General features: G+C 69.3%; 14 protein-coding genes. 6 read left to right on the top strand and 8 right to left on the bottom strand.

What is annotated here, in order from left to right; translation table 11 throughout:
• Window positions 1-31 precede the first annotated feature (31 nt).
• Window positions 32-472 (bottom strand): OsmC family protein, encoded by a 441-nt coding sequence (locus AB5I40_RS44815; RefSeq protein WP_344286461.1) that lies wholly within the window; start codon window positions 470-472, stop codon window positions 32-34.
• 158 nt (window positions 473-630) lie between these two features.
• On the opposite strand from AB5I40_RS44815, the gene AB5I40_RS44810 reads away from it, so the two are divergent.
• Window positions 631-1,263 (top strand): TetR/AcrR family transcriptional regulator, encoded by a 633-nt coding sequence (locus AB5I40_RS44810; protein ID WP_370936255.1) that lies wholly within the window; start codon window positions 631-633, stop codon window positions 1,261-1,263.
• Between the two features lie 199 nt (window positions 1,264-1,462).
• On the opposite strand, the gene rpsA is transcribed toward AB5I40_RS44810, so the two are convergent.
• A complete protein-coding gene (rpsA, locus tag AB5I40_RS44805; protein ID WP_344286459.1) occupies window positions 1,463-2,956 on the bottom strand; it encodes a 30S ribosomal protein S1 in 1,494 nt (497 codons plus the stop codon).
• 346 nt (window positions 2,957-3,302) lie between these two features.
• Here rpsA and AB5I40_RS44800 point away from each other — a divergent pair, with 346 nt between their 5' ends.
• The 5 genes from AB5I40_RS44800 to AB5I40_RS44780 all read left to right on the top strand — a co-directional run bounded on the left by AB5I40_RS44800 (window position 3,303) and on the right by AB5I40_RS44780 (window position 8,396).
• A complete protein-coding gene (locus AB5I40_RS44800) occupies window positions 3,303-4,154 on the top strand; it encodes a class I SAM-dependent methyltransferase (protein ID WP_370936254.1) in 852 nt (283 codons plus the stop codon).
• Between the two features lie 14 nt (window positions 4,155-4,168).
• Window positions 4,169-5,065, top strand: a complete 897-nt coding sequence (locus AB5I40_RS44795) for a GNAT family N-acetyltransferase (RefSeq protein WP_370940731.1) — start codon at window positions 4,169-4,171, stop codon at window positions 5,063-5,065.
• A 108-nt stretch (window positions 5,066-5,173) separates the two neighbouring features.
• Window positions 5,174-5,908: an ATP-binding cassette domain-containing protein gene (locus tag AB5I40_RS44790; RefSeq protein WP_370940730.1), complete on the top strand. Its 735-nt coding sequence runs from the start codon at window positions 5,174-5,176 to the stop codon at window positions 5,906-5,908.
• A gap of 26 nt (window positions 5,909-5,934) precedes the next feature.
• On the top strand, window positions 5,935-7,830 hold the full coding sequence (locus tag AB5I40_RS44785) for a YhgE/Pip family protein (protein ID WP_370940729.1): 1,896 nt from the start codon (window positions 5,935-5,937) through the stop codon (window positions 7,828-7,830).
• Complete coding sequence (locus AB5I40_RS44780; protein WP_370936253.1) at window positions 7,827-8,396, top strand: TetR/AcrR family transcriptional regulator; 570 nt, start codon at window positions 7,827-7,829, stop codon at window positions 8,394-8,396. The genes AB5I40_RS44785 and AB5I40_RS44780 overlap by 4 nt, the downstream gene beginning before the upstream one ends.
• Window positions 8,397-8,867: 471 nt before the next feature.
• On the opposite strand, the gene AB5I40_RS44775 is transcribed toward AB5I40_RS44780, so the two are convergent.
• The 6 genes from AB5I40_RS44775 to polA all read right to left on the bottom strand — a co-directional run bounded on the left by AB5I40_RS44775 (window position 8,868) and on the right by polA (window position 20,087).
• Complete coding sequence (locus AB5I40_RS44775; protein ID WP_370936252.1) at window positions 8,868-10,151, bottom strand: ABC transporter substrate-binding protein; 1,284 nt, start codon at window positions 10,149-10,151, stop codon at window positions 8,868-8,870.
• Entirely contained in the window at window positions 10,148-11,233 is a 1,086-nt protein-coding gene (locus AB5I40_RS44770) for a hypothetical protein (RefSeq protein ID WP_370936251.1), read from the bottom strand. Before AB5I40_RS44770 ends, AB5I40_RS44775 begins: the two co-directional genes overlap by 4 nt.
• Window positions 11,230-12,624: a VWA domain-containing protein gene (locus AB5I40_RS44765; RefSeq protein ID WP_370936250.1), complete on the bottom strand. Its 1,395-nt coding sequence runs from the start codon at window positions 12,622-12,624 to the stop codon at window positions 11,230-11,232. Before AB5I40_RS44765 ends, AB5I40_RS44770 begins: the two co-directional genes overlap by 4 nt.
• Before the next feature lie 18 nt (window positions 12,625-12,642).
• On the bottom strand, window positions 12,643-14,922 hold the full coding sequence (locus AB5I40_RS44760) for a tetratricopeptide repeat protein (protein WP_370936249.1): 2,280 nt from the start codon (window positions 14,920-14,922) through the stop codon (window positions 12,643-12,645).
• Window positions 14,919-16,547, bottom strand: coding sequence for a serine protease (locus AB5I40_RS44755; RefSeq protein WP_370936248.1), 1,629 nt, complete (start codon window positions 16,545-16,547; stop codon window positions 14,919-14,921). Before AB5I40_RS44755 ends, AB5I40_RS44760 begins: the two co-directional genes overlap by 4 nt.
• 801 nt (window positions 16,548-17,348) lie before the next feature.
• Window positions 17,349-20,087 (bottom strand): DNA polymerase I, encoded by a 2,739-nt coding sequence (gene polA / locus AB5I40_RS44750; RefSeq protein ID WP_370936247.1) that lies wholly within the window; start codon window positions 20,085-20,087, stop codon window positions 17,349-17,351.
• Between the last annotated feature and the right edge of the window lie 75 nt (window positions 20,088-20,162).

The following is a 20,162-nucleotide window of genomic DNA, read 5'->3' as shown; positions in this document are numbered from 1 at the left end:
CCCTGAAGGTTCCCCGTACGGACCGCCGCGATCAGATCGCGTGGGTTTCGATCGCGATCTCGTGGCTCAGCGTCCTGTGCACCGGGCATTTGTCCGCGATCTCCAGCAGCCGCGCGCGCTGGGCGTCGTCGAGGTCGCCTTCCAGCGAGATCTCCCGCGTGATCCGGCTGATCAACCCGACCTCGGTCTCGCAGCGTTCGCAGTCGCGGGCGTGGATGCGGTCGTGCCGGAGCCGGACGGTGGTACGGGTCAGCGGGATTCCCTTGCGGTCGGCGTACATCCGCAGCGTCATCGAGGTGCAGGTGCCGAGCGCGGACAGCAGGAGGTCGTACGGCGTGGGCCCGGCGTCCGCGCCGCCCACGCTCGCCGGTTCGTCGGCGAGGAATTCGTGGCCCGCGGTCGTGACGCGCTGGGTGTAGCGGCCGCTCCCGGCATCGGTGACGACGACAGTGCCGGGTTCCGGCTGGGTCATGAGGGCGGATTCCTTCTGCTCGGCACTGCCCGCCCGGCGCGGGCGGTCGCTTGTGGACGGTCCGGGAACGACGTTCCCAAGAAGCCGTGAATATCGTATCTTCTGCTTGCGAGACGCGGACGCGCTTCCCGCGGAGCACGGGCAAAAGGGGGTGGGAGATGGCCACCCGGCATCTCTCGACACGACCGGCGGAGCAGCACAACCGCGGCCGGTTCCTCGACGCGGCGCTGACCGTCCTGACCGAGCGAGGCGTCGCCGGATTGACCGTGCGCGCGGTGGCGGAACAGGCCGGGGCGTCCACGATCACCGTGTACACGCGCTTCGGCGGCCGCACCGGTCTGCTGGACGCCTTGTACGAACGGGCTTTCGACCTGCTGGGCGAAGAACTGCGCGACGTTCCGCGGTCCGACGGCGACGGGATCGCCGACCTGGTGGAGGTCGCACTCGCCTACCGCCGCTTCGCCCTGGAAAGCCCGGCTCGCTACGGCTTGATGTTCGAGCGTTCGGTGCACGACTACGACCCGGATCCCGCGTTGCGATCCGGAGTGCTGCGCACGAGTTTCGCCGAGTTCGTCGCGAAAATCGAACTGGTCTGCCCGCCGGATGTCGTCCCGCAGGAATGCGGCTACCTGCTGTGGACGGCGATGCACGGGCTGGTGAGCGTCGAGCTGACGATCCGCTCGCAAAGCCCGCTCGACGACTGGTTCCTCGACCCGGCCGAGACCGCGCAGGAAACGATGTACCGCCGCGGCGTGCGCGCGACCATCGACGGGCTTGGCCTGCGCAACTGACCCGCACCCGGCATCGCGACCGGGAGCGCCGCACACCAGTTTCGCCGAACTCCTCGCGAAAACTGGCCTGCCCGCCGGCCCTCATCCCGCAGGAATGCGGCTGCCTGCTCTGACCGCGCGAACCACCCGGAAAACAGTTCGGCCCCGGTCCGCACGGGACCGGGGCCGAACCTGTTCAGAGACTCAGCGAGTCAGACGCTCACGCGCCGCCCGACAGCTTCTCGCGCAGGGCCGCGAGCTGCTCGTCGCTGGCGAGCGTGCCGCCGCTCTTCGCCTCGACCGGGGCGGACGAGGTGTAGCTCTGGTCGCCGCCCTCGATGCCGGTGGCAGCGTCGGCAGCGGCTTCGGCGTCGGCCTCGGCGGCCTTCTTGACCTGGGCCATGTGGGCCTCGTAGCGCGTGTGGGCCTCGGCGTACTGCCGCTCCCACTCCTCGCGCTGCTTGTCGAAGCCTTCCTGCCACTCCTGCGTGTCCGGGTCGAAGCCCTCGGGGTAGATGTAGTTCCCCTCGGTGTCGTACTCGGCGGCCATGCCGTACTGGGTGGGGTCGAACTCGGTCTCCGGCGTGACGCCCTCGTTCGCCTGCTTCAGCGACAGCGAGATGCGACGGCGCTCGAGGTCGATGTCGATGACCTTGACCATGACGTCGCCGTTGACCTGCACGACCTGCTCCGGGATCTCCACGTGGCGCTCGGCCAGCTCGGAGATGTGCACCAGGCCCTCGATGCCCTCCTCGACGCGGACGAACGCGCCGAACGGGACGAGCTTGGTGACCTTGCCCGGCACGATCTGGCCGATCGCGTGGGTGCGGGCGAACTGGCGCCACGGGTCTTCCTGGGTCGCCTTCAGCGACAGCGAGACGCGCTCGCGGTCCATGTCGACGTCCAGGACCTCGACCGTGACCTCCTGGCCGACCTCGACGACCTCGGACGGGTGGTCGATGTGCTTCCAGGACAGCTCGGAGACGTGCACCAGGCCGTCGACGCCGCCCAGGTCCACGAAGGCGCCGAAGTTGACGATGGAGGACACGACGCCCTTGCGGACCTGGCCCTTGGCGAGCGCGTTGAGGAACTCGCTGCGCACCTCGGACTGGGTCTGCTCGAGGTAGGCACGGCGGGACAGGACCACGTTGTTGCGGTTCTTGTCCAGCTCGATGATCTTCGCCTCGAGCTCGCGGCCGACGTACGGCTGCAGGTCGCGCACCCGGCGCATCTCGACCAGCGACGCGGGCAGGAAGCCGCGCAGGCCGATGTCCAGGATGAGGCCGCCCTTGACGACCTCGATGACGGTGCCCTTGACGGGCTCGTCCTTCTCCTTGAGCTCCTCGATCGTGCCCCAGGCGCGCTCGTACTGCGCGCGCTTCTTGGACAGGATCAGACGGCCTTCCTTGTCCTCCTTCTGGAGAACGAGGGCTTCGACCTCATCGCCGACGGCGACAACCTCGGCCGGGTCGACATCGTGCTTGATGGACAGCTCGCGCGAGGGGATGACGCCCTCGGTCTTGTACCCGATGTCGAGCAGGACCTCGTCGCGGTCGACCTTGACGATGGTGCCTTCGACGATGTCCCCATCGTTGAAGTACTTGATCGTCTTGTCGATAGCCGCGAGGAAGTCTTCCTCCGACCCGATGTCGTTGATGGCGACCTGCGGGGCCCCGGTCGGGGCGGTCGGGGCGGTGGCGGTGTCGGTGGTCATTAGGCGGGTTGCTCCGGTGGATGGGTGTCGTAGGTGGATGTGAAGTTGGCTACCGGCCGTGCACGCGGCGAGTCCCGCAGCCATGGCATGCGGCGACCCTGCTCAAACGTCCGGCGACCAAACGTTCCACCAGTGAACGACCGCGGCATGACCCGCTGACGATGCGCGGCCCCGGTGGGTAGTCACCCGGGCAGCGCGAACCCCACTGCGCTAACACGTATCGTACGCGGGCCCCCGCGGGGGACACAATCAGGGTCGCCCTGGGCTCCCGGTACCTTCTGTCGAACGTTTCCGCCGGTCCGGGCATTCCCGTGCCCAGCCGGCGCCACCGGGAGAGGAGACCGGCATGCCCGAGCCCGCCGCGGCCCCGGCGGCCAGCCACGCGAGCGCTGAAGAACGGCTCGGCACCGTCGGCGTCGCCCACCGCGAAGTCGGCGGGAACGAGGCCGAAGCGGCGAACCTGGCCTGGTGGGACGCGGATGCCGACGACTACCAGGCTACCCACGGCGGATTCCTCGGCGACGCCGATTTCGTCTGGTGCCCGGAGGGAATCCGCGAGGAGGACGCGCGACTGCTCGGCGACGTGCGCGGACGGCGCGTGCTCGAGGTCGGCTGCGGACAGGCCGCGTGCTCGCGCTGGCTCGCCGCCGCCGGAGCCGAACCCGTCGCCACCGATCTGTCCGGCGGCATGCTCCGGCACGCCCGCGAGGGGAACGCCCGCACCGGCGCCGCGGTCCCCCTCGTGCAGGCGAACGCCGAGCGGCTCCCGTTCGCCGACGCTAGTTTCGACATCGCGTGCTCCGCGTTCGGCGCACTCCCCTTCGTGCCGTCGCTGGAGACGGTGTTCGGCGAAGTGCGTCGCGTGCTGCGTCCCGGGGCACCGTGGGTTTTCTCGGTGACGCACCCGATGCGGTGGATCTTCCCGGACGATCCCGGGCCGCAGGGGCTCACCGCGACCCAGCCGTACTTCGACCGCACGCCGTACGTCGAGGTGGACGACGACGGCACGGCCACGTACGTCGAATACCACCGCACGCTCGGCGACTACGTGCGCGCGCTCGCCGCCGCGGGCTTCGCGCTGGAAGACCTCGTCGAGCCGGAGTGGCCGGCGGGCCACACGCGCACCTGGGGCCAGTGGAGCCCGCTGCGCGGCAGACTGTTCCCCGGCACCGCGATCTTCCGCACGCGCCGCGACTGACCGGCTACGCTGCGCTGGTGAGCTCCGCAGGCCGATTCGCCGAACTCGACCCGCTCCTGCCGCCGCCCGTTCCGCTCGCGAGCGGCGACCGGCTGCGCGCGGTGACCGCGTCGGGCACGCAGGTTTCCGCGATGCTCCAGCGCTACCGGCACGGCCCGGGCGACGCTCCCCTGCTGTGGTCGGCGGCCGAGGTGTGGCAGCTGTTCCCGGATCCGGAAACGGCGGGCACCGAAGGATTCGACGCACTGCTCGGCGCGCTTCGGTCCCAAGTGGACACTGAAGCGCCGGGCGCTGATTCGGCGTGCGTCGTCAACTGGCCGAGCCGCGACGCCGAAGCCATCCGGGCTTTCCTCGACCACGGCCTGGTTCCGTTGTCCGCGCTGGCCGTTCGCCGCGCTGTCGTGCCAGAGGACGTCGAGACGGACGCGTCGATCCGCCTCGCCGGGCCGGACGACTACCCGGCGGCGCTGGCGTTGTGCACGGCGACGTTCGACTACACCGGCCTTGTCGCGCACCGGAAACGCGAGCAGACCGCGGAACTGCTCGGCCCGGCATTGCGCCGCGCGCTTGGCGAGAAGGCGACCTGGCTCGCCGAGGTCGACGGCGAAGCGGCCGCGCTCGCGCAATGCGACTGGGTCGAATCCACGCCTGGCAGCGAGGCCGCCGAACTGCTGCCGTCCGGGCGCTGGGGGTACGTGAACAACGTCGTCACTGCCCCGGCCAACCGCGGCAGCGGGATCGGCCGCGCACTGATGGCCCGCGCGCACCGCGAGCTGCTGAACCAGGGCGCGACCGGCACCTATCTCTATTACAACCCGACCAATCCCCTGTCGTCGGTGTTCTGGCACCGGCAGGGCTACCGGCCGCTGTGGACGTCCTGGGAAGCACACCCTGCGTGGGCCCTGCGCTGAGCTTTCCGCTCTTTGGTGTGACGTCCGGCGAGCCGCCTTGCCGACGCCGCCAGGTCAGGACTAACTTTTGAACTGACTGGTCAGTTCAAAATCCGTGGAGTGTGTCCTGTGCAGGTCCGTGCCGACCGGGTGTCCCTGAAGGGTCCCCACGGCCCCTTGTTGCCGCCTACCTCGCTCACCGTCGAGGAGGGCCGCCTCACCGTGGTGCACGGCGAGCCGGGCGTCGGCATCACCGCGCTGGCGCTCGCGCTGGCCGGGCGGCTGAAGCCGACCACCGGCACCGTCACCGCCGATCCCGAGGGCGACCTGCGGCGGCTCGTGGCCGTGGTGGACTCGCCGGGGGTCAGCGAGCCGGACGAGGCCTTGTCGCTGCGCGTCGTCGCCGGCGAAGAGCTGGCGCTCGCGCACCGCCCGTCCGGCAAGGATGCGGTCACGGCTTGGCTCTCGCAACACGACGCGGGGCCGTACGCCGACAGCCGGTTCGAGAGCCTCGAACCCGCGCTGCGCACCCGGCTGCTCACCGCGCTGGCCGCCGAACGCGACGGTGTGCGCGTGCTCGTCCTCGACACGCCGGACCGGCACACCAGCGACGTCGCCTCCTGGACCGCCGTCGCGAAGGAGCACGCCGCCCGCGGGTTCGCGGTGGCCGTGCTGGCCGCGACGACGCCGGAATCGGCGCTCCCCTATCCGCCCGCGAAGGTCGGCGAGGCCGAGCAACCGGATCCGATCCGGCTGTACGCCCCGCCAGAACCCGCTGAAGCGGAGGCCGAGCAGACCAAGCAGCTCCCGGAAACCGCCGAACTGACCGCCGAAACCGAGAACTCCGAGGGAGACCGGGCATGACCACCCCCCACAAGCGGGCCGGCGGACTGAACGCGTTCCGGATCGCGCGCAACGAACTGCGCAGGCTGTCCACCGGGACGCTGCCGAAGCTCGCCATGTTCGCGCTCGTCATGGTGCCGTTGCTGTACGCGTCGTTCTACCTCTACGCGAACTACGACCCGTACGGCCGCCTCGACAAGCTGCCCGCCGCCGTCTTCACCGAAGACGCGGGTGCGAAGGACCCCAACGGAGCCGAGCGCAACGTCGGCCGCGAGGTCACCGACGAACTGGTGAAGTCCGGCACCTTCCAGTGGCATCAAGTGTCCGAAAAGGACGCTCGGGACGGCGTGCGGGACGACAAGTACTCGTTCGCCATCGGCATTCCGCACGACTTCTCGAAGGCGCTGCTGTCGTCCGGCAATTTCGAGCCGCAGCAGGCGACCATCACGCTGACCACCAACGACGCCAACAACTATCTGTCCGGCACCATCGCGAAACAAGTCGCCGACCAGGTCCGCAAGACGATCGCGGAGAAGGTGGGCAGCGAGGCCGCGGACAAGTTCCTCGTCGGCTTCTCCACCATCTACGGCAAGATCTCCGAAGCCACCGACGGGGCGAAGCAGCTCGCCGACGGCGCGGCGAAACTCCAGACGGGGCAACATCAACTGGCCGACGGGGCGAGCCAGCTCGCGACCGGGTCGAGCAGTCTCGCCACCGGATTGGGCACGCTCAAATCGAGCACCGCGTCGCTGCCGAGCCAGACCCAGAAGCTCGCCGACGGGGCGGGCCAGGTGGCCGACGGCAACCAGAAAGTGGCGAGCGCGGGCTCGCTGGCCGCGTCGGCTTCCTCCGACGTGATGGGCCGGATCGACGGCTATCGCAGCCAGCTGGCCGCGAAGCTGCAGGAATCCGGGATGCCGGAGAACCTCAAGGACTCGATCCTGGCCGACTACGACAAGCTGCGCACGGACGCGAACCAGGCGAACGGGAAGATCCAGTCCGCCAACGGAGACCTGCAGAAGCTCTCCAGCGGCGCCCGGCAGGTGTCCGACGGGGCACATCAGCTCGCGTCGGCCTCGCCGCAGCTGGCCAACGGGATCGCGCAGGCGTCCGACGGCGCGAACCAGCTGCGCGACGGTTCGGCGAAGCTCAACGACGGCGAGAAGACCGCGGTCACCGGCACCGATCAGCTCGCCGACGGTTCGGCGAAGCTGCGCGACGGGCTCGCCGCCGGGCTGTCGCAGATCCCGAACCCGGACGATCCGACCCGCACCGCCACCGCGAACACGATCGCCGACCCGGTCGCGGTCACGTCGAACGGCGTGGCGTCGGCGGGGACTTACGGCGCCGGGCTCGCGCCGTTCTTCATCTCGCTGGCCACCTGGATCGGCGCGTTCGTGCTGTTCCTGCTGATCCGCCCGCTATCGACGCGCGCGCTCACCGCCGGCGCGTCGCCGCTGCGGGTCGCGCTCGGCGGCTGGCTGTCCTCGGCCGTGCTGGGCCTGGGGCAGGTGATCGTGCTGTTCGCCGCGGTGACCTGGCTGGTCGGCATTCACGTGGCGCATCCGTTGGGCGCGATCGGATTCGCCTGTCTGGTGTCGCTGGCCTTCACGTCGATCGTGCACGCGCTCAACGCGCTCTTCGGTGCCGTGGGCAAGTTCCTCGGGCTGGTGCTGCTGGTGCTGCAATTGGTGAGCGCGGGCGGCACGTTCCCCTGGCAGACGATTCCGGACGCGCTGTATCCGCTGCACATAGTGCTGCCGATGGGTTATGCGATCGACGGGTTCCGGCATCTGCTCTATACCGGCGCGTCGATGCAGATCCTCGGTGACATCGGGGTGCTGGTGGCGTACCTCGTCGGCGGGATCCTGCTGTCTGCTCTCGCCGCGCGCAAACACCGGGTGTGGTCGGTCTCGGCGCTCAAGCCCGAGCTGAGCCTGTGAGAGAAGCGACCAAGCGGAAGCTCTTCGAGGCCACGTTGCGGCTTTCGGCTAGCCGTGGCCTCGTCGGGCTGACGGTGGACGACATCGCGGCGGAGGCTGGGGTCGCGAAAGGGACCGTTTACTACAACTTCGGGTCCAAGGACGGGCTGGTCGACGCTCTGCTTCGGTTCGGCGTTGACCTGCTCGCCGGGCGGCTGCGGGCCGCGGGGACGGATGCTGACCCGTTGGCGGTGATCGAGGCGCAGGTGGATACGACGCTGGAGTTCATCGCAGAGTATCCGGGGTTTTCTCAGATCGTGGTCAGCGAACTGTGGCATACGCCTGGGCGGTGGCATGACACGTTGGCTTTGTTGCGGGAAGAGTTGATTGCGGTCGTCAAGGCGCAGTTGGAGCGGTTGGGTGCGGCTGGGCGGTTGCCTGAGGGGTTGGATATCGCGACTGCCGCTGCTGGGGTTTTTGGGACGATGCTCGTGGTGGCGTTGGACTGGCAGGTGTTTCATCCTGGCCGGTCTCGGGCTGACGTGCTCGGGTCGGTGATGTTGTTGATTCGCGGGTTGAAGAGGTGACGTGGTGGGGCCCGGCGTTCGTGCCGGGCCCCTCAGGGGTCAGTGGCAGTTGGCGCAGCAGCCGCAGCCCTTGCCGGTGCAGGCGGAGCAGCATCCGTGCCGCAGGACGGTCTGGAACAGGCGTTTGATCATTGCTCGGTCCTTCCGGGTCGGTCAATTACTGCGTGGGTGACGCTAAGTGGGGTTGTGGTTACGGGGGTACCGCTGACCGGGCAGGCGAGCGGGTGAATCCTTGCGCTGCTGTGTGTTCGGCTCGTCGCCTGGCGGCGACATTGCCGTCCCTGGTTGCGTGGGGCACCCCGAAGCCTGATTGTGATGACGGTCTGAGGCCGCATTTTGGCTTCGTATCGGGGTGCGGGGGTGGTGTGGGTGCAACGCTGGTTGAGTGCGTGGGTGCGGTTTTAGGGACGTGAGGGGAACCCTCAGGGAATCAGAGTTCCTCAGGGTTCCCCTCACGGACTTGGGGCAGGGTTACTGGCCGCAGGGGACGTTGAGCCAGTCTGCTCTGGGGATGCTCTTGCGGGTGTCGTCCAGTCTGGTCAGCAGGGTTTCGAGTTGTGCCGGGTCTGCGGTGTATTCCAGGATCGCGCGGTAGAAGGCGCCGGTCATGGTCTTCGGCATGAGGTCGGAGGCGTCGAAGCAGACTGGTTTTCCTGAGGTGATGGTGTCGGCGACCTTTCGTCTTACCGGGTCGCGGTAGACGTCCTTCGGTACCGCGGTTCCCGCGGAGAAGGCCGTCGCGTTCGGGTTGCCTGCCCAGATTTGCTGGGCTTCCGGCGAGACCAGGAAGTCCAGGAATTGGCGGGCTTGCGGGGTGTCGTTGAACATCGCGGCCAAGTCCGCCGATACTTCCGACGCGCCGGAGCCTGGGAACGGGAAGAAGTCGTAGTCGGTTCCCGGTTGGGGGCGCGGGCCGGTTTCGTTGTGCAGGTGCATGTTTTGGTAGCTGCCCATCGCGAAGGAGCCTTGGTGTTCCATGCGGCAGCCGGGCGGGTCGGTGAAGAGGGAGCGGGCTGCGTCTCGGAAATCGGTGAGCAGTGCTGCCGGGGCACCGCCTTGGATGCCGCCCGGGTGGACGACCAGGGCGCCCCAGTCTTGGAATGCCTGGCGTACCGGGGGCGACGTCCACGGGAGGGTGCCCGCGGCCCATTGCCGATAGACCTCGGGGCCCGCGGAGTGCAGCAGGATGTCTTCGATCCAGTCGGTGCCGGGCCAGCCTGACGTGGGCGGGGCGGCCAGGCCCAGGCACCAGGGGCCGGCCAGGGCGGCTAGTTGTTGCCAGGTCGCGGGTTTCGGGGCCGGGAGGCTTGCGGGGCGGTACCAGATCGCACTTTTCAGGTCGGCTTTTACCGCTACTGAGTAGAGTTTTCCGGTGCCAAGGCGTTGCAGGTCGACCCATTGCCTGCCGTAGAAGGATTCGGCCTTCGCTTCGAGGAAGTCGAGAGGCTTGATTTCCTGACGGCGGGCGTAGTCGGCCAGCAGGCCTGGGCTGGACAGGACCGCGATGTCCGGGGCGGAGCCTTGCTGGACGTCGGCGGCCAGGACCTGTTCGACGGCGCGGGTGCCTTGGTAGCGGACTTCTATGCCGGTCTTTTCCTCGAAACGTTGTTTGACCTGGTTGAAGGCTGCTTCCTCGCCTTCGGTCCATACGCCGATTACCTGGAGGGTGTTGCTGCTTGCGGCGACCCCGCACGCTGACGAGGTTGCCACCAGCGCGGCGGCGGCTAGCAGGAGCAACTTCTTCCACCGGGTCATGGGCGGTACCGGTATTCGTCGATCCGCCGGTACAGCCCGGCCACCACCAGTGCGCCGGTGAGGATCAGGGCAACCGGGACCAGTACGGGCAGGCCGCCGGATTCGGTGGCGGCGGCTCCGGCCGTCGTTACGGCTCGGGCGGCTGAGGTGATGGCGTTCTGGGCGGGGGCCGCGGTCGAGGTGGTTTGGGTTTGCCTGCGGAAATCGTCCACTGTGGATCCGCAGCCGGGCGGGCCGCAGCGTTGTTGCAGGAGGGTGGCCAGGCGGGCGTGGCCTGCTGCGTCGGCGGATTCGATGCTTTTTTCTCGGACGGCAACGGCTTGGTCTACATTGCCGCGCACTGTGTCGAGGCGTCCGGCTAGGGCGAAGGCGGCTAGTAAGCCTGCGACGACGCCCAGTCCTAGTACGGTCGCGCCTAGCAGAGGCGGGTTCAGGCGGCGGCGGAAGCGCTGGCGCAGGAAGACTTGGGTCGCGACCAGCAGGGCAAGCAGCACGATCGGCGGCAGCAGCCAGAGGACGAGCAGGCCCGCGCTCATTCTGGTGCCGGAGATTTGGTTGTCCAGGGCAGCGCGCTCGTCTTTTTGCAGTTTTCCCAATAGCTCCAGGACGTTGTCAGGGGCGTGCAACAGGCGGGAGGCGTACCAGAGGTCGGCCAGTCCGACCAGTTCCGCGCCTGGTTGGCGGAAGTGGGCGTCGGCCTGGCTCATCGCGCCGGAGTACGACGCCACCAGGCCTTCGACGGTTTGCAGGGTTCCGGCGCCGGGGTCGCCTGCTTGGTTGAACTCCGCGACTCGGGCGAGACTTTGGCTCGCCGAGGCCATCCGGTTTTCGTACTCCTGTCCTGGACCGGCCAGTTTTGCTTCTCCGGAGGCGAAGCTGGCGATCGCTGCGGCGTCGGCGGATACGAGGGCGTCTCGCGCGGCCGCGACTTCGAGGATTGCTCGGCTGGTCGCGGACGAGATCTGGTCAGCGGTCCGGACGACGCCGCTGACCGCGAGGTACGAAGCGACCAGTGCGAGCACGGTTCCGGCCAGCAGCACGGCCCGGATTCTGACTAGTGCTTGCCGCGTTCGGAGTGTCACGCGGCACCTCCGTGCAGCGGCTCTCCGCATTCCTCGCAGAACCGGGCGTCAGACGCGTTGGGGGTCTCGCAGTGGCGGCAGATCGCTGGTTTCGCGTCCGGAAGAGGCGCGGGACGGGCGTCGCGCGGCTCGTCGCCGACGTTCGAGACGGTGGAGACCAGCAGGTTGAGCAGTTCGCTGCGGGTGACTTCGGGGCGAAGCTGCACCGCCTCGCCGGTCGTGTCGACTACCCGGGCGAGGCGGCGCAATACTTCATTGTTGTTGGTCCGCGTGGCGATTTCGACGGCCTGGCCCCACTCGCGCGCTGCCCGGGCGTGGTCGCCCGCGGCATAGGCCTCGTCAGCGTTCACCAAGGCCTCGCTGAGTTCCGCGTGCATGGTGTAGCGGCGCACCTTCGGGTCGACCAGCGTCGGCGCGACCGGGTCGTGGGTCCAGTGCGCCAGCAGCGGGGCCGTCGAATCCGGCGCACCGTCGACCTCGACCCACGCGAGCATCCGGTCGGAGCCGTACTCCGGCTGGGCGTCCGCTGAGACTTCCACTGCGAGCTGGAATTCCCTGGTTTCGCCTGCGCTCCACGAACCGAGGGAGAGGACCGCGTTTCCGTCGCCGTCGGGGACGCAGCGCGAGGTCAGGTCGTATTCGCTTGGCCAGACCTGCTTCACGAAGCGCAGCGTGGTTTGTTCGGTGACGCCGATCCGCAGCCGCGCGGACGGGATCACCTTGGCGAGCGCCGCGGCCATCAGCGCGCGGAAGTCGTCGACCAGGTCTTCGTCGCGTACCACCGAATCGACGGAGCCGCGCAGGACCCGGCCGATCTCGACCAGTTCGGCTCGCTGCCAGCCGTCGCCGATTCCCCTTGCGTCGCAGACGAACTGGCCTTCGCAGGCGTCCAGTTCACGGCGCAGCGATTCCGCCGATTGCGATTGGTTGTTTCCGTCGGTCAGCAGGATCGCGTGCCGTACTGCGTCGGGTACCTGCGCGAACAGCTTTCGCGCGCATTCCAGCCAGGTGCCCATGGCCGTGCCGCCGACTGCGACGAATCGCTCCACCGCGGCGACCGCTGCTGCTCGGGTTTCGTCTGACGCGACCGCTAGGCCGGGTTCGGGTGGATAGGCCAGGTCGGCGCGTTCGGTGCCGCGCACGACCGCGAAGCCGACGCCGTCGGGAAGGGCCCAGATCGCCGCGGCTGCTGCCCGGCGCGCGGCGGCGATTTTCGTCGGCGGGTAGCGCATCGACGTCGAGCAGTCGACCAGGAGCACTTCCGCGCCCGGCGGCCGGGACGCGGCAGCGCCGTCGTCGCGCGCCGAAACGGTGACCACAGCTTGCATCGCGGTGTCGCCTTCGCCGAGGTAGCGGTTCTGATGGACCTCGACGTCCCAACCCCTGCTCATCCCTCGCCCCTTCGCCGCCTACACCCAGGTCGTCGGCCTCGTCTCGTTCGCCCGGTCGACCAACGCGTCGTGGTACTCCGCCGAACCGGCCCGGCGCGCGATCCGCCGGTACGACTGCTCCACCAGCAGCCGCAGCCCGTGCTCGTCGAGGCGATCGCCGAGGACCGGGCCGGGCGGCATGCCGCGCATCCCGGCGGCGAAGCACCGCAGCGCGCTCTCGCGGACCTCGGCGGTGAGCCGGTCCGCGGTGTCGCGGTCCAGCTCCAGCGCGGACAGCCGGTCGATCGCCTCGGTCAGGTCCTCGATGCTCGGCAGCGCGTCCCCGACCGGCAGGATTCCGGCGCGCACGCGGATTCCGGCGATCCGCGCCGCCTCGTCGTGCCGCGAGTACTCCGGGACCTGGTCCAGCAGGTCCACCGCCGCCGTGCGCTCGTCCAGTTGCAGATGCCCGCGAGCCAGCCCGAAAACGGCGTTGACCTGCAGATGGTCCCGCACCCACAGCGCGTCGTAGTAGCGCGCCGCTCGCTTCGGCCCGCCGCAGTGCTCCGCGCACAGGCCGAGCGCGAGCTTCGGCGTCTCCTCGCCCGGGATGTCGCGGTGCACGCGTTCGAACCAGGTCTGCGCGGTCTCCACGGCTCCGGCGGCGAGCGCGACCAACCCGCGATGCCAAGCGATCCGCCAGTCGTGTTTGGCCCGGGCGCCGAGCAGCTTTTCGGCGGCGTCCACGCGTTGGCCGGCCTGCTCGGCACCGGTTGAGTCCACTTCGGACAGTTCGAGCCAGGCCCGGCAGCGGCGCAGCTCCACCTCGACGGTCGAGTCCGCGCGTTCGAGTTTCTTCAGCAGCCGCGCGGGATCCGGCGCGCGGACGGTGCGCAGGAAGGTGATCGCTGGGTCGTGCGGATCCTCGTGCGGCACCGGCAATCCGAGCGCGATGTCGAACGGTTCGGGCAGCGCGCCGAGCGGGCCTGCGCTGCGCCGAGCACGGCGTACCCACTCCCCGACCGGTCTTGGCTGGCCGAGCCCGGCGTCCAGCAGCACCGCCGCTTCGGTGAACAGCGTGGAGATCGACGGGCGCGATTGGCGGTCGCGCAGCGAAAGGATCTCGTGCAGTACCCCGTCGAGCTGCACGAGCATTTCGCCGGTGGTGGCGAAGCGGTGCTCGTACGGGCCGGTCGCGCGATCGAGCACCTGCGTGAAGGATTCGACGCCGAGCGCGATCCGTTTGTCGGCCGGATGCGGCCAGCCGTCGCTGCAGCGGAACAGGTCGCGCAGCGTCGCGCCGACGGTGTGGATGTCCGAGCGCACGGTGAGCCCGTGTTCGTCGAGTTCGGTCGCGCCTATCTGGAACCGCGGGTTGCCGACGATCGGGCTGGTCTGGTCGCCGATCTTGCGGATCGCGCCGAAATCGATCAGCTTGACCCGTTTCTCGCCGTGGATCACGTTCTGCGGACTGAGATCGCAGTACAGCAGCCCCTGCTCGTGCAAGTAGCCGAGCGCGGTGAGGATCTCCCGGCCGTAGGCCACGACGTGCTCGACGAGCAGCCTGCCCTCGGGTCCGTCGAGCATCGCGCGGCCGCGCCGCATCACCTCGGCCAGCGGGAGGCCGTCGACGAACTCCATGACGATGTAGCGCGCGTCGGGTCCGCCGTGCGGGTCCGGATGCGTGGCGACGTCGTGGATCCGGACGATGTTCGGATGGTCGAGCGAGGTCAGCACCTGGCTCTCGGTCTCGGCGATCCGCACCGCGGCCTCGTCGCCGGTGTTGAGCAGGCCTTTCAGCGCGACGTACTGCTTCAGCCGCAGATCGGTGCCGAGGTACACATAGCCGAGCCCGCCGCGGGCGATGCAGCCGTGCACCTGGTAGCGGCCGTCCACCACGTCGTCCGGAAACAGCTTGGGAGAGAAGGAAAACGGCGTGCCACATTGCGAGCAGAAGCCTTCGGTGCGCGCGGGACGGCCGCCGGTCGAGCGGCCGACCGGCGCGCCGCAGCCGCGTTTGCCGCAATGCCGTTCGTCCTCGGCGACGTGCGGATCGGCGAGGACTCGCCCGGCGATGTCCGGCAGGACGACCACGGGGAGCGGGATGTAGTCGTCGCCGGTGCCGTGACCGGCGGTCTGCTGCTCTCGCGTGACGACCGTGTCGGCGATGCGGCTCGCGCCAGGAGCGGGAATGACGAGCGTCGCGTCGGCTTTCGGGGCCGGTTTCTTCGGCTCGGATCCCGGTGCCCAGCCGCATTTCGCGCAGAACCCGGCGCGGCTGATCGTGCCGGAACAGTTCGGGCGCGCGCAGGCCGTCATCGATTCCCCTTGCGCACCGCGGCACCGAACTCCTCGACCGCCGCCGCAGCCGCCTCCGGATCGCACGCGCCCTCGTACAGCAACTGCCAAGCGTTGGCATACAACGAATCCAGCAGCGGATCCTCGACCCGGCCTGCTGCGCGGGCACGCTCTCCGTAGCCGTCGAGCCGAAACCGCAACTCGGTGCGGCGCTCATGCGCGGCGTCGAGCCGATCACGGGCGCTTTTCGCCGCAGTCAGATCGGCAGCCACCACGCTGGCGACTTTCTCGACGTATCGCTCCGCCCACGCGACCTCCCCGAGATCCGCGGCTTCCTGCAACCGGATCACCGCGCCCCGGCGCCGACGCACTCGCGGCGGCGGAATGTCGTTCAGCGCGAAGCGCGGAGCCAGTTCGGCGATGTGCTCCTCGATCGCGGCGAGCTCGTCGATCTGCTTGTCCAGCGCGGAAATCCGCCGAGCCAGTCCGTCCGGCCGCGCCCCGTTCCGGCGCGACCGCAGCTCCGTCAGCCCCGGCGACGACTCCCGGCGGAACCCGAGCGCGAGCCGGATCCCCAGTCGCCCGGCGCGGTCCGCGAGCGGCGCGATCACCTCGCCGATCAGCTGCTCCGGCTCGGCTGCGTCGTCGATCGCGTTCACCACCACGGTGCGGCCGATGCCGGAATGCGTCGAGCCGTTGTCCAACGTGAGGTCCAGGCGTTCTGCGAGCCGCTGCCGTACCTGATCGGAGGTTTTGCCCGCCGCGTCCACCGCGAGATCGACACTTCCCGCTGGCGGCAAGGTTTCTTTGGCCAGGGTGTCGCGCAGTTCGTTCGCCGCAGCGGAACGCTCGCGGTCGGCGAGCACCACCGCGAGGTCCAGCGCAGCGGCTTTCGCGGACCCGACCTCGCCGGTCACGACGATCCACACGCCGTGCCCCTCGCCGAACCAGCCCACGACCTCGCGCGCGAACTGCGGATCGTAAGGCACCCGGTCGAGTTCGCGGCCGAAGGTCTGGTCGACGGCCGGACTCCCCTGCCCCCACCGGTCCGCGCCGAGGTAGCCGAGAATGGTCTCGACCGGGATCATCCACGCGACCCGCTCGCCCTCGGCCTTGTACCGCGACACCACCATGCCGACCACGCGGCCGGTCTCCTCGTCGAGCACGGCGGTGCCGCTGAACCCGCCGGTGATCGGCTGGTCGTCGTTCTTGCGGGCGAGCTGCACCCATTCGCAGCCGGGCCCGCCTTCGCCGGCGAGTTCGCCGAACGTCCACAGCCCTTCGTCCGCGCCCGCCGGAAACCCGTAGGCGCGCACGGCTTGGCCGTCCGACAACGGCATCCGGTACAACGGCGCGCCCCATGCTCCCGGCACCCGTTCGGCCAACCGCAGCACCGCGATGTCGCCGCGCTCGTCCCGCCCCGGCGGCACCCAAGCCCCCGGAACCACGCGGCCGACGCCGACCGGAGTGCCGGGCAGCCCGACGAAATCGACCAGGACGTCCGCGTCCGGCCCGCCCGCCCGCTCGACGACGTGCGCGCAGGTGAGCACATGGTCCTCGTCGAGCATGGTGCCTGCCCCGCGGATCCCGCCCGTGCGGTCGCGCAGGCGAACCCGCCAGCGTCGACGCTCGGCCTGGTACCCCACGGGTGGACCCTACGCCGAGCCCGTTGCGGGCCGGGCGGCGTTCGCGGAAAGTGGCCCACGCTGGAGCAGCAACCTCACCCGTTCAGCGGCGTCGCGGCACTTCTCGTGGGTGACACCGGTTTCTCCGGGGTCGCTTCGTGTTGGCGGCTGGACAGAAACCCTTTTGGCGCGGGCGGGGCTGACTCTCGGCTACCGGACCGGGGGCGGGCTGTCGGGTTTCCGCGCCAGGCGCGAAGCGGATCGCCGGGACCGGCAGCCGGTTTGAGTCGGGGTGCTGATTCATGCTCGCTTGGCCGGTTTTTTCGCCGATTTCGTTGCGGCGGATGTTGTTCGCGTGGGGGCGCGCCGGGGTTCGGGTTCAGCCGCGCCGCCGATTCGGGCTCGTCCGAGCGGAGACCGCACAGATGCCGTTGCCCGCTCTGATGAACTGCAACGACAGACCGGATTTGATCGGCCACACCGCTGCCCGCGTGTTTGCCCGAACGGGCGCAGCACCGATCCCGTTGCGGTCGCCGCCCCGCGACCGTCCAGCCAGATTCCGTCGCCGCGCCGCTGGTTCGGGCGCTCCCGCACCGCCGATTCCGTTCGCAGTCCCGCAACCGCCCAGCCGCATTTCGCCGCCACGCGAGCCCCCGCGCCGCCGACTCGCTCCCCAGCCCCGCGACCGCCCGGCCGGATTCCGTCGCCGCGCCGCCGACTCGCGAACTCCCGCACCGCCGATTCCGTGTCCGGCCGCGAGATCCACCCGCCTGCTGCCAGGGGCCGGTCGCCGGCCCCGGGCGTGCTCCTCCGCTCAGCGGGTCAGTGTGCGGCCTCGTTCCACGACCGCCCGTATCCGACCGAAACCTCCAGCGGCACCGCCAGTTCCGCGGCCGAGCCCATGCCCTCACGGACCAGCTTTTCGACGTCCGAGCGCTCGCCGTCGGCGATTTCCAGGACCAGTTCGTCGTGGACCTGCAGCAGCACGCGGCTGCGCGACCCCGCTTCGGCGAGGGCGCGGTGCACGTTCAGCATCGCCACCTTGATGATGTCCGCCGCACTGCCCTGGATCGGGGCGTTCAGCGCCATCCGCTCGGCCATTTCGCGGCGCTGGCGGTTGTCGCTGTTCAGGTCCGGCAGGTAGCGACGGCGGCCGAAAATCGTCTCGGTGTACCCGCGCTTCGCAGCCTCGCCGACGACCGACTGCAGGTAGTCGCGCACCCCGCCGAACCGCGAGAAGTACGCCTCCATCTGCTCTTTCGCGTCTTCCGTCGAGATCTTCAGCTGCTGCGACAAGCCGTACGCCGACAAGCCGTACGCGAGCCCGTACGACATCGCCTTGACGCGGTAGCGCTGTTCCGGCGTGATTTCCGCGGCAGGCACGGAAAACGCGCGCGACGCGACGAACGTGTGCAGGTCCTCGCCGCTGTTGAAGGCTTCGATGAGGCCCTCGTCCTTCGACAGGTGCGCCATGATCCGCATTTCGATCTGGCTGTAGTCCGCGGTCATCAGCTCGGCGTAGCCGTCGCCGACCACGAACGCGTCGCGGATGCGCCTGCCTTCCTCGGTGCGCACCGGGATGTTCTGCAGGTTCGGCTCGACCGACGAAAGCCGTCCGGTGGCCGCGATCGTCTGCTGCAGCGTGGTGTGGATGCGCCCGTCGTCGGCGACCGATTTGATGAGGCCCTCGACCGTGGTGCGCAGCCGCGTCGCGTCGCGGTGTTCCAGCATGTGCTGCAGGAACGGGTGCTCGGTCTTCTCGAACAGCGACTGCAGCGCGTCCGCGTCGGTGGTGTAGCCGGTCTTGGTGCGCTTGGTCTTCGGCATGCCCAGCTCGTCGAACAGCACCACCTGCAGCTGCTTCGGCGAACCGAGGTTGATCTGCTTGCCGATCACTTCGTACGCGGAGTCCGCGGCCTGCGTCACGCGGCTGAGGTAGTGCGCCTCCAGCTCGGTGAGCTGGTCGACGTCGACCGCGATGCCCGCCGCTTCGAGTTCGGTGATCACTTCCAGCAGCGGCAGTTCCAGCTCGGCCAGCAGCTTCGCGCCGCCCAGTTCCTCCAGCTCGGTGGTCAGCGCGCCGGCCAGCTCGAAGATCGCGCGCGCTTTCACCAGTTCGGCGGAAATTTCCTTCTGCTCCAGCTCGTCCGCGCCGCCGTCGAGCAGCGACAGCTGACCGTCGCCGTCTCCGGCTTCCGAGCGCAGCTCACGGTGCAGGTAGCGCAGCGCCAGGTCGTCGAGTCCGAACGTGCGCTGGCCCGGGCGCGCGAGGTACGCGGCGAGCGCGGTGTCCATGGTGAGCCCGGCGAACGTCCAGCCGCGGGCGCGCACCGCGTGCAGCGGCACCTTCAGGTCGTGGCCGATCTTGCGGACCTTCGGGTCCGCGAGCCACGCCGACAGCGCCCGGTCGTCCGCCTCGTCCATCGCGGTGACGTCGACGTACGCGCCCTCGCCGTCAGCCGTCGCGAAGGCGACCGCCTTGAGGTCGGAGCGGACGGAAGCGCCGGTCGCCCGGAACGACAGCGCGACCGGCTCGGCCGCACCGGCGTGCGCTTCGAGCCACGCGCCGAGCGCGCCCGGCGCGAGCGCGGAGCCGGACACCTCGAAGCCCTCGTCGGCCTCCGGTTCGGCGCTGCTCAGGGTCTCGAAAAGCCGGTCGCGCAGCACGCGGAACTCCAGCTCGTCGAACAGCCGGTGCACCGCCTCGCGGTCCCAGGGCCGCAACTCCAGCTGATCCGGCACGGACTCCAGCGGCACGTCGCGGACCAGCTCGGTGAGCTGGCGGTTGAGCTGGACCGACGACAGGTGCTCGCGCAGCGCGTTGCCGACCTTGCCCTTGACCTCGTCGACCCGGTCGATCAGGTCGGCCAGCGACCCGAACTGCCGGATCCACTTGGCCGCGGTCTTCTCCCCCACGCCGGGGATGCCGGGCAGGTTGTCCGACGGGTCGCCGCGCAGCGCCGCGAAGTCCGGGTACTGGGTCGGGGTGAGGCCGTATTTTTCCTCGACCGCGTCCGGCGTGAACCGCACGAGGTCGGAGACGCCCCGCTTGGGGTACAAAACGGTCACCCGATCGGTGACCAGCTGCAACGCGTCGCGGTCGCCGGTACAGATCAGGACGTCGTAGTCTTCGCCGGCTTGCGTGGTGAGCGTGGCGATGACGTCGTCGGCCTCGTAGTTCTCCTTCGTGAGCGACGGGATGCCGAGTACCTCGAGCACCTCCTTCACCAGGTCGACCTGCCCGCGGAACTCGTCCGGCGTGGCGCTGCGGTTGGCCTTGTAGTCGGCGTACGTCTCCGACCGGAAGGTCTTGCGCGAGAGGTCGAAGGCCACCGCGAGGTGCGTCGGCTTCTCGTCGCGCAGCAGGTTGATGAGCATCGAGGTGAAGCCGAAGACCGCGTTGGTGACCTGCCCGGTCTTCGTGCGGAAATTCTCCGCGGGCAGGGCGAAGAAGGCGCGATAGGCCATCGAATGGCCGTCGATCAGCAGCAGCCGGGGGCGGTCTTTCGCGGCGGCGGCGCCTGTGGCGTTGGCAACGGTTCGGTTCTCGGTCGGGCTCACGGGGGCGAGTCTAGGGTGAGGGTCTGACACTCTTGCGTGTCGCATAGGTTGAGGAGCAGAGAGTGACCGAGCAGA

Source organism: Amycolatopsis sp. cg13 (assembly GCF_041346965.1).
GTDB lineage: Bacteria > Actinomycetota > Actinomycetes > Mycobacteriales > Pseudonocardiaceae > Amycolatopsis.
This window is presented reverse-complemented; position numbering and strand designations above follow the sequence as displayed.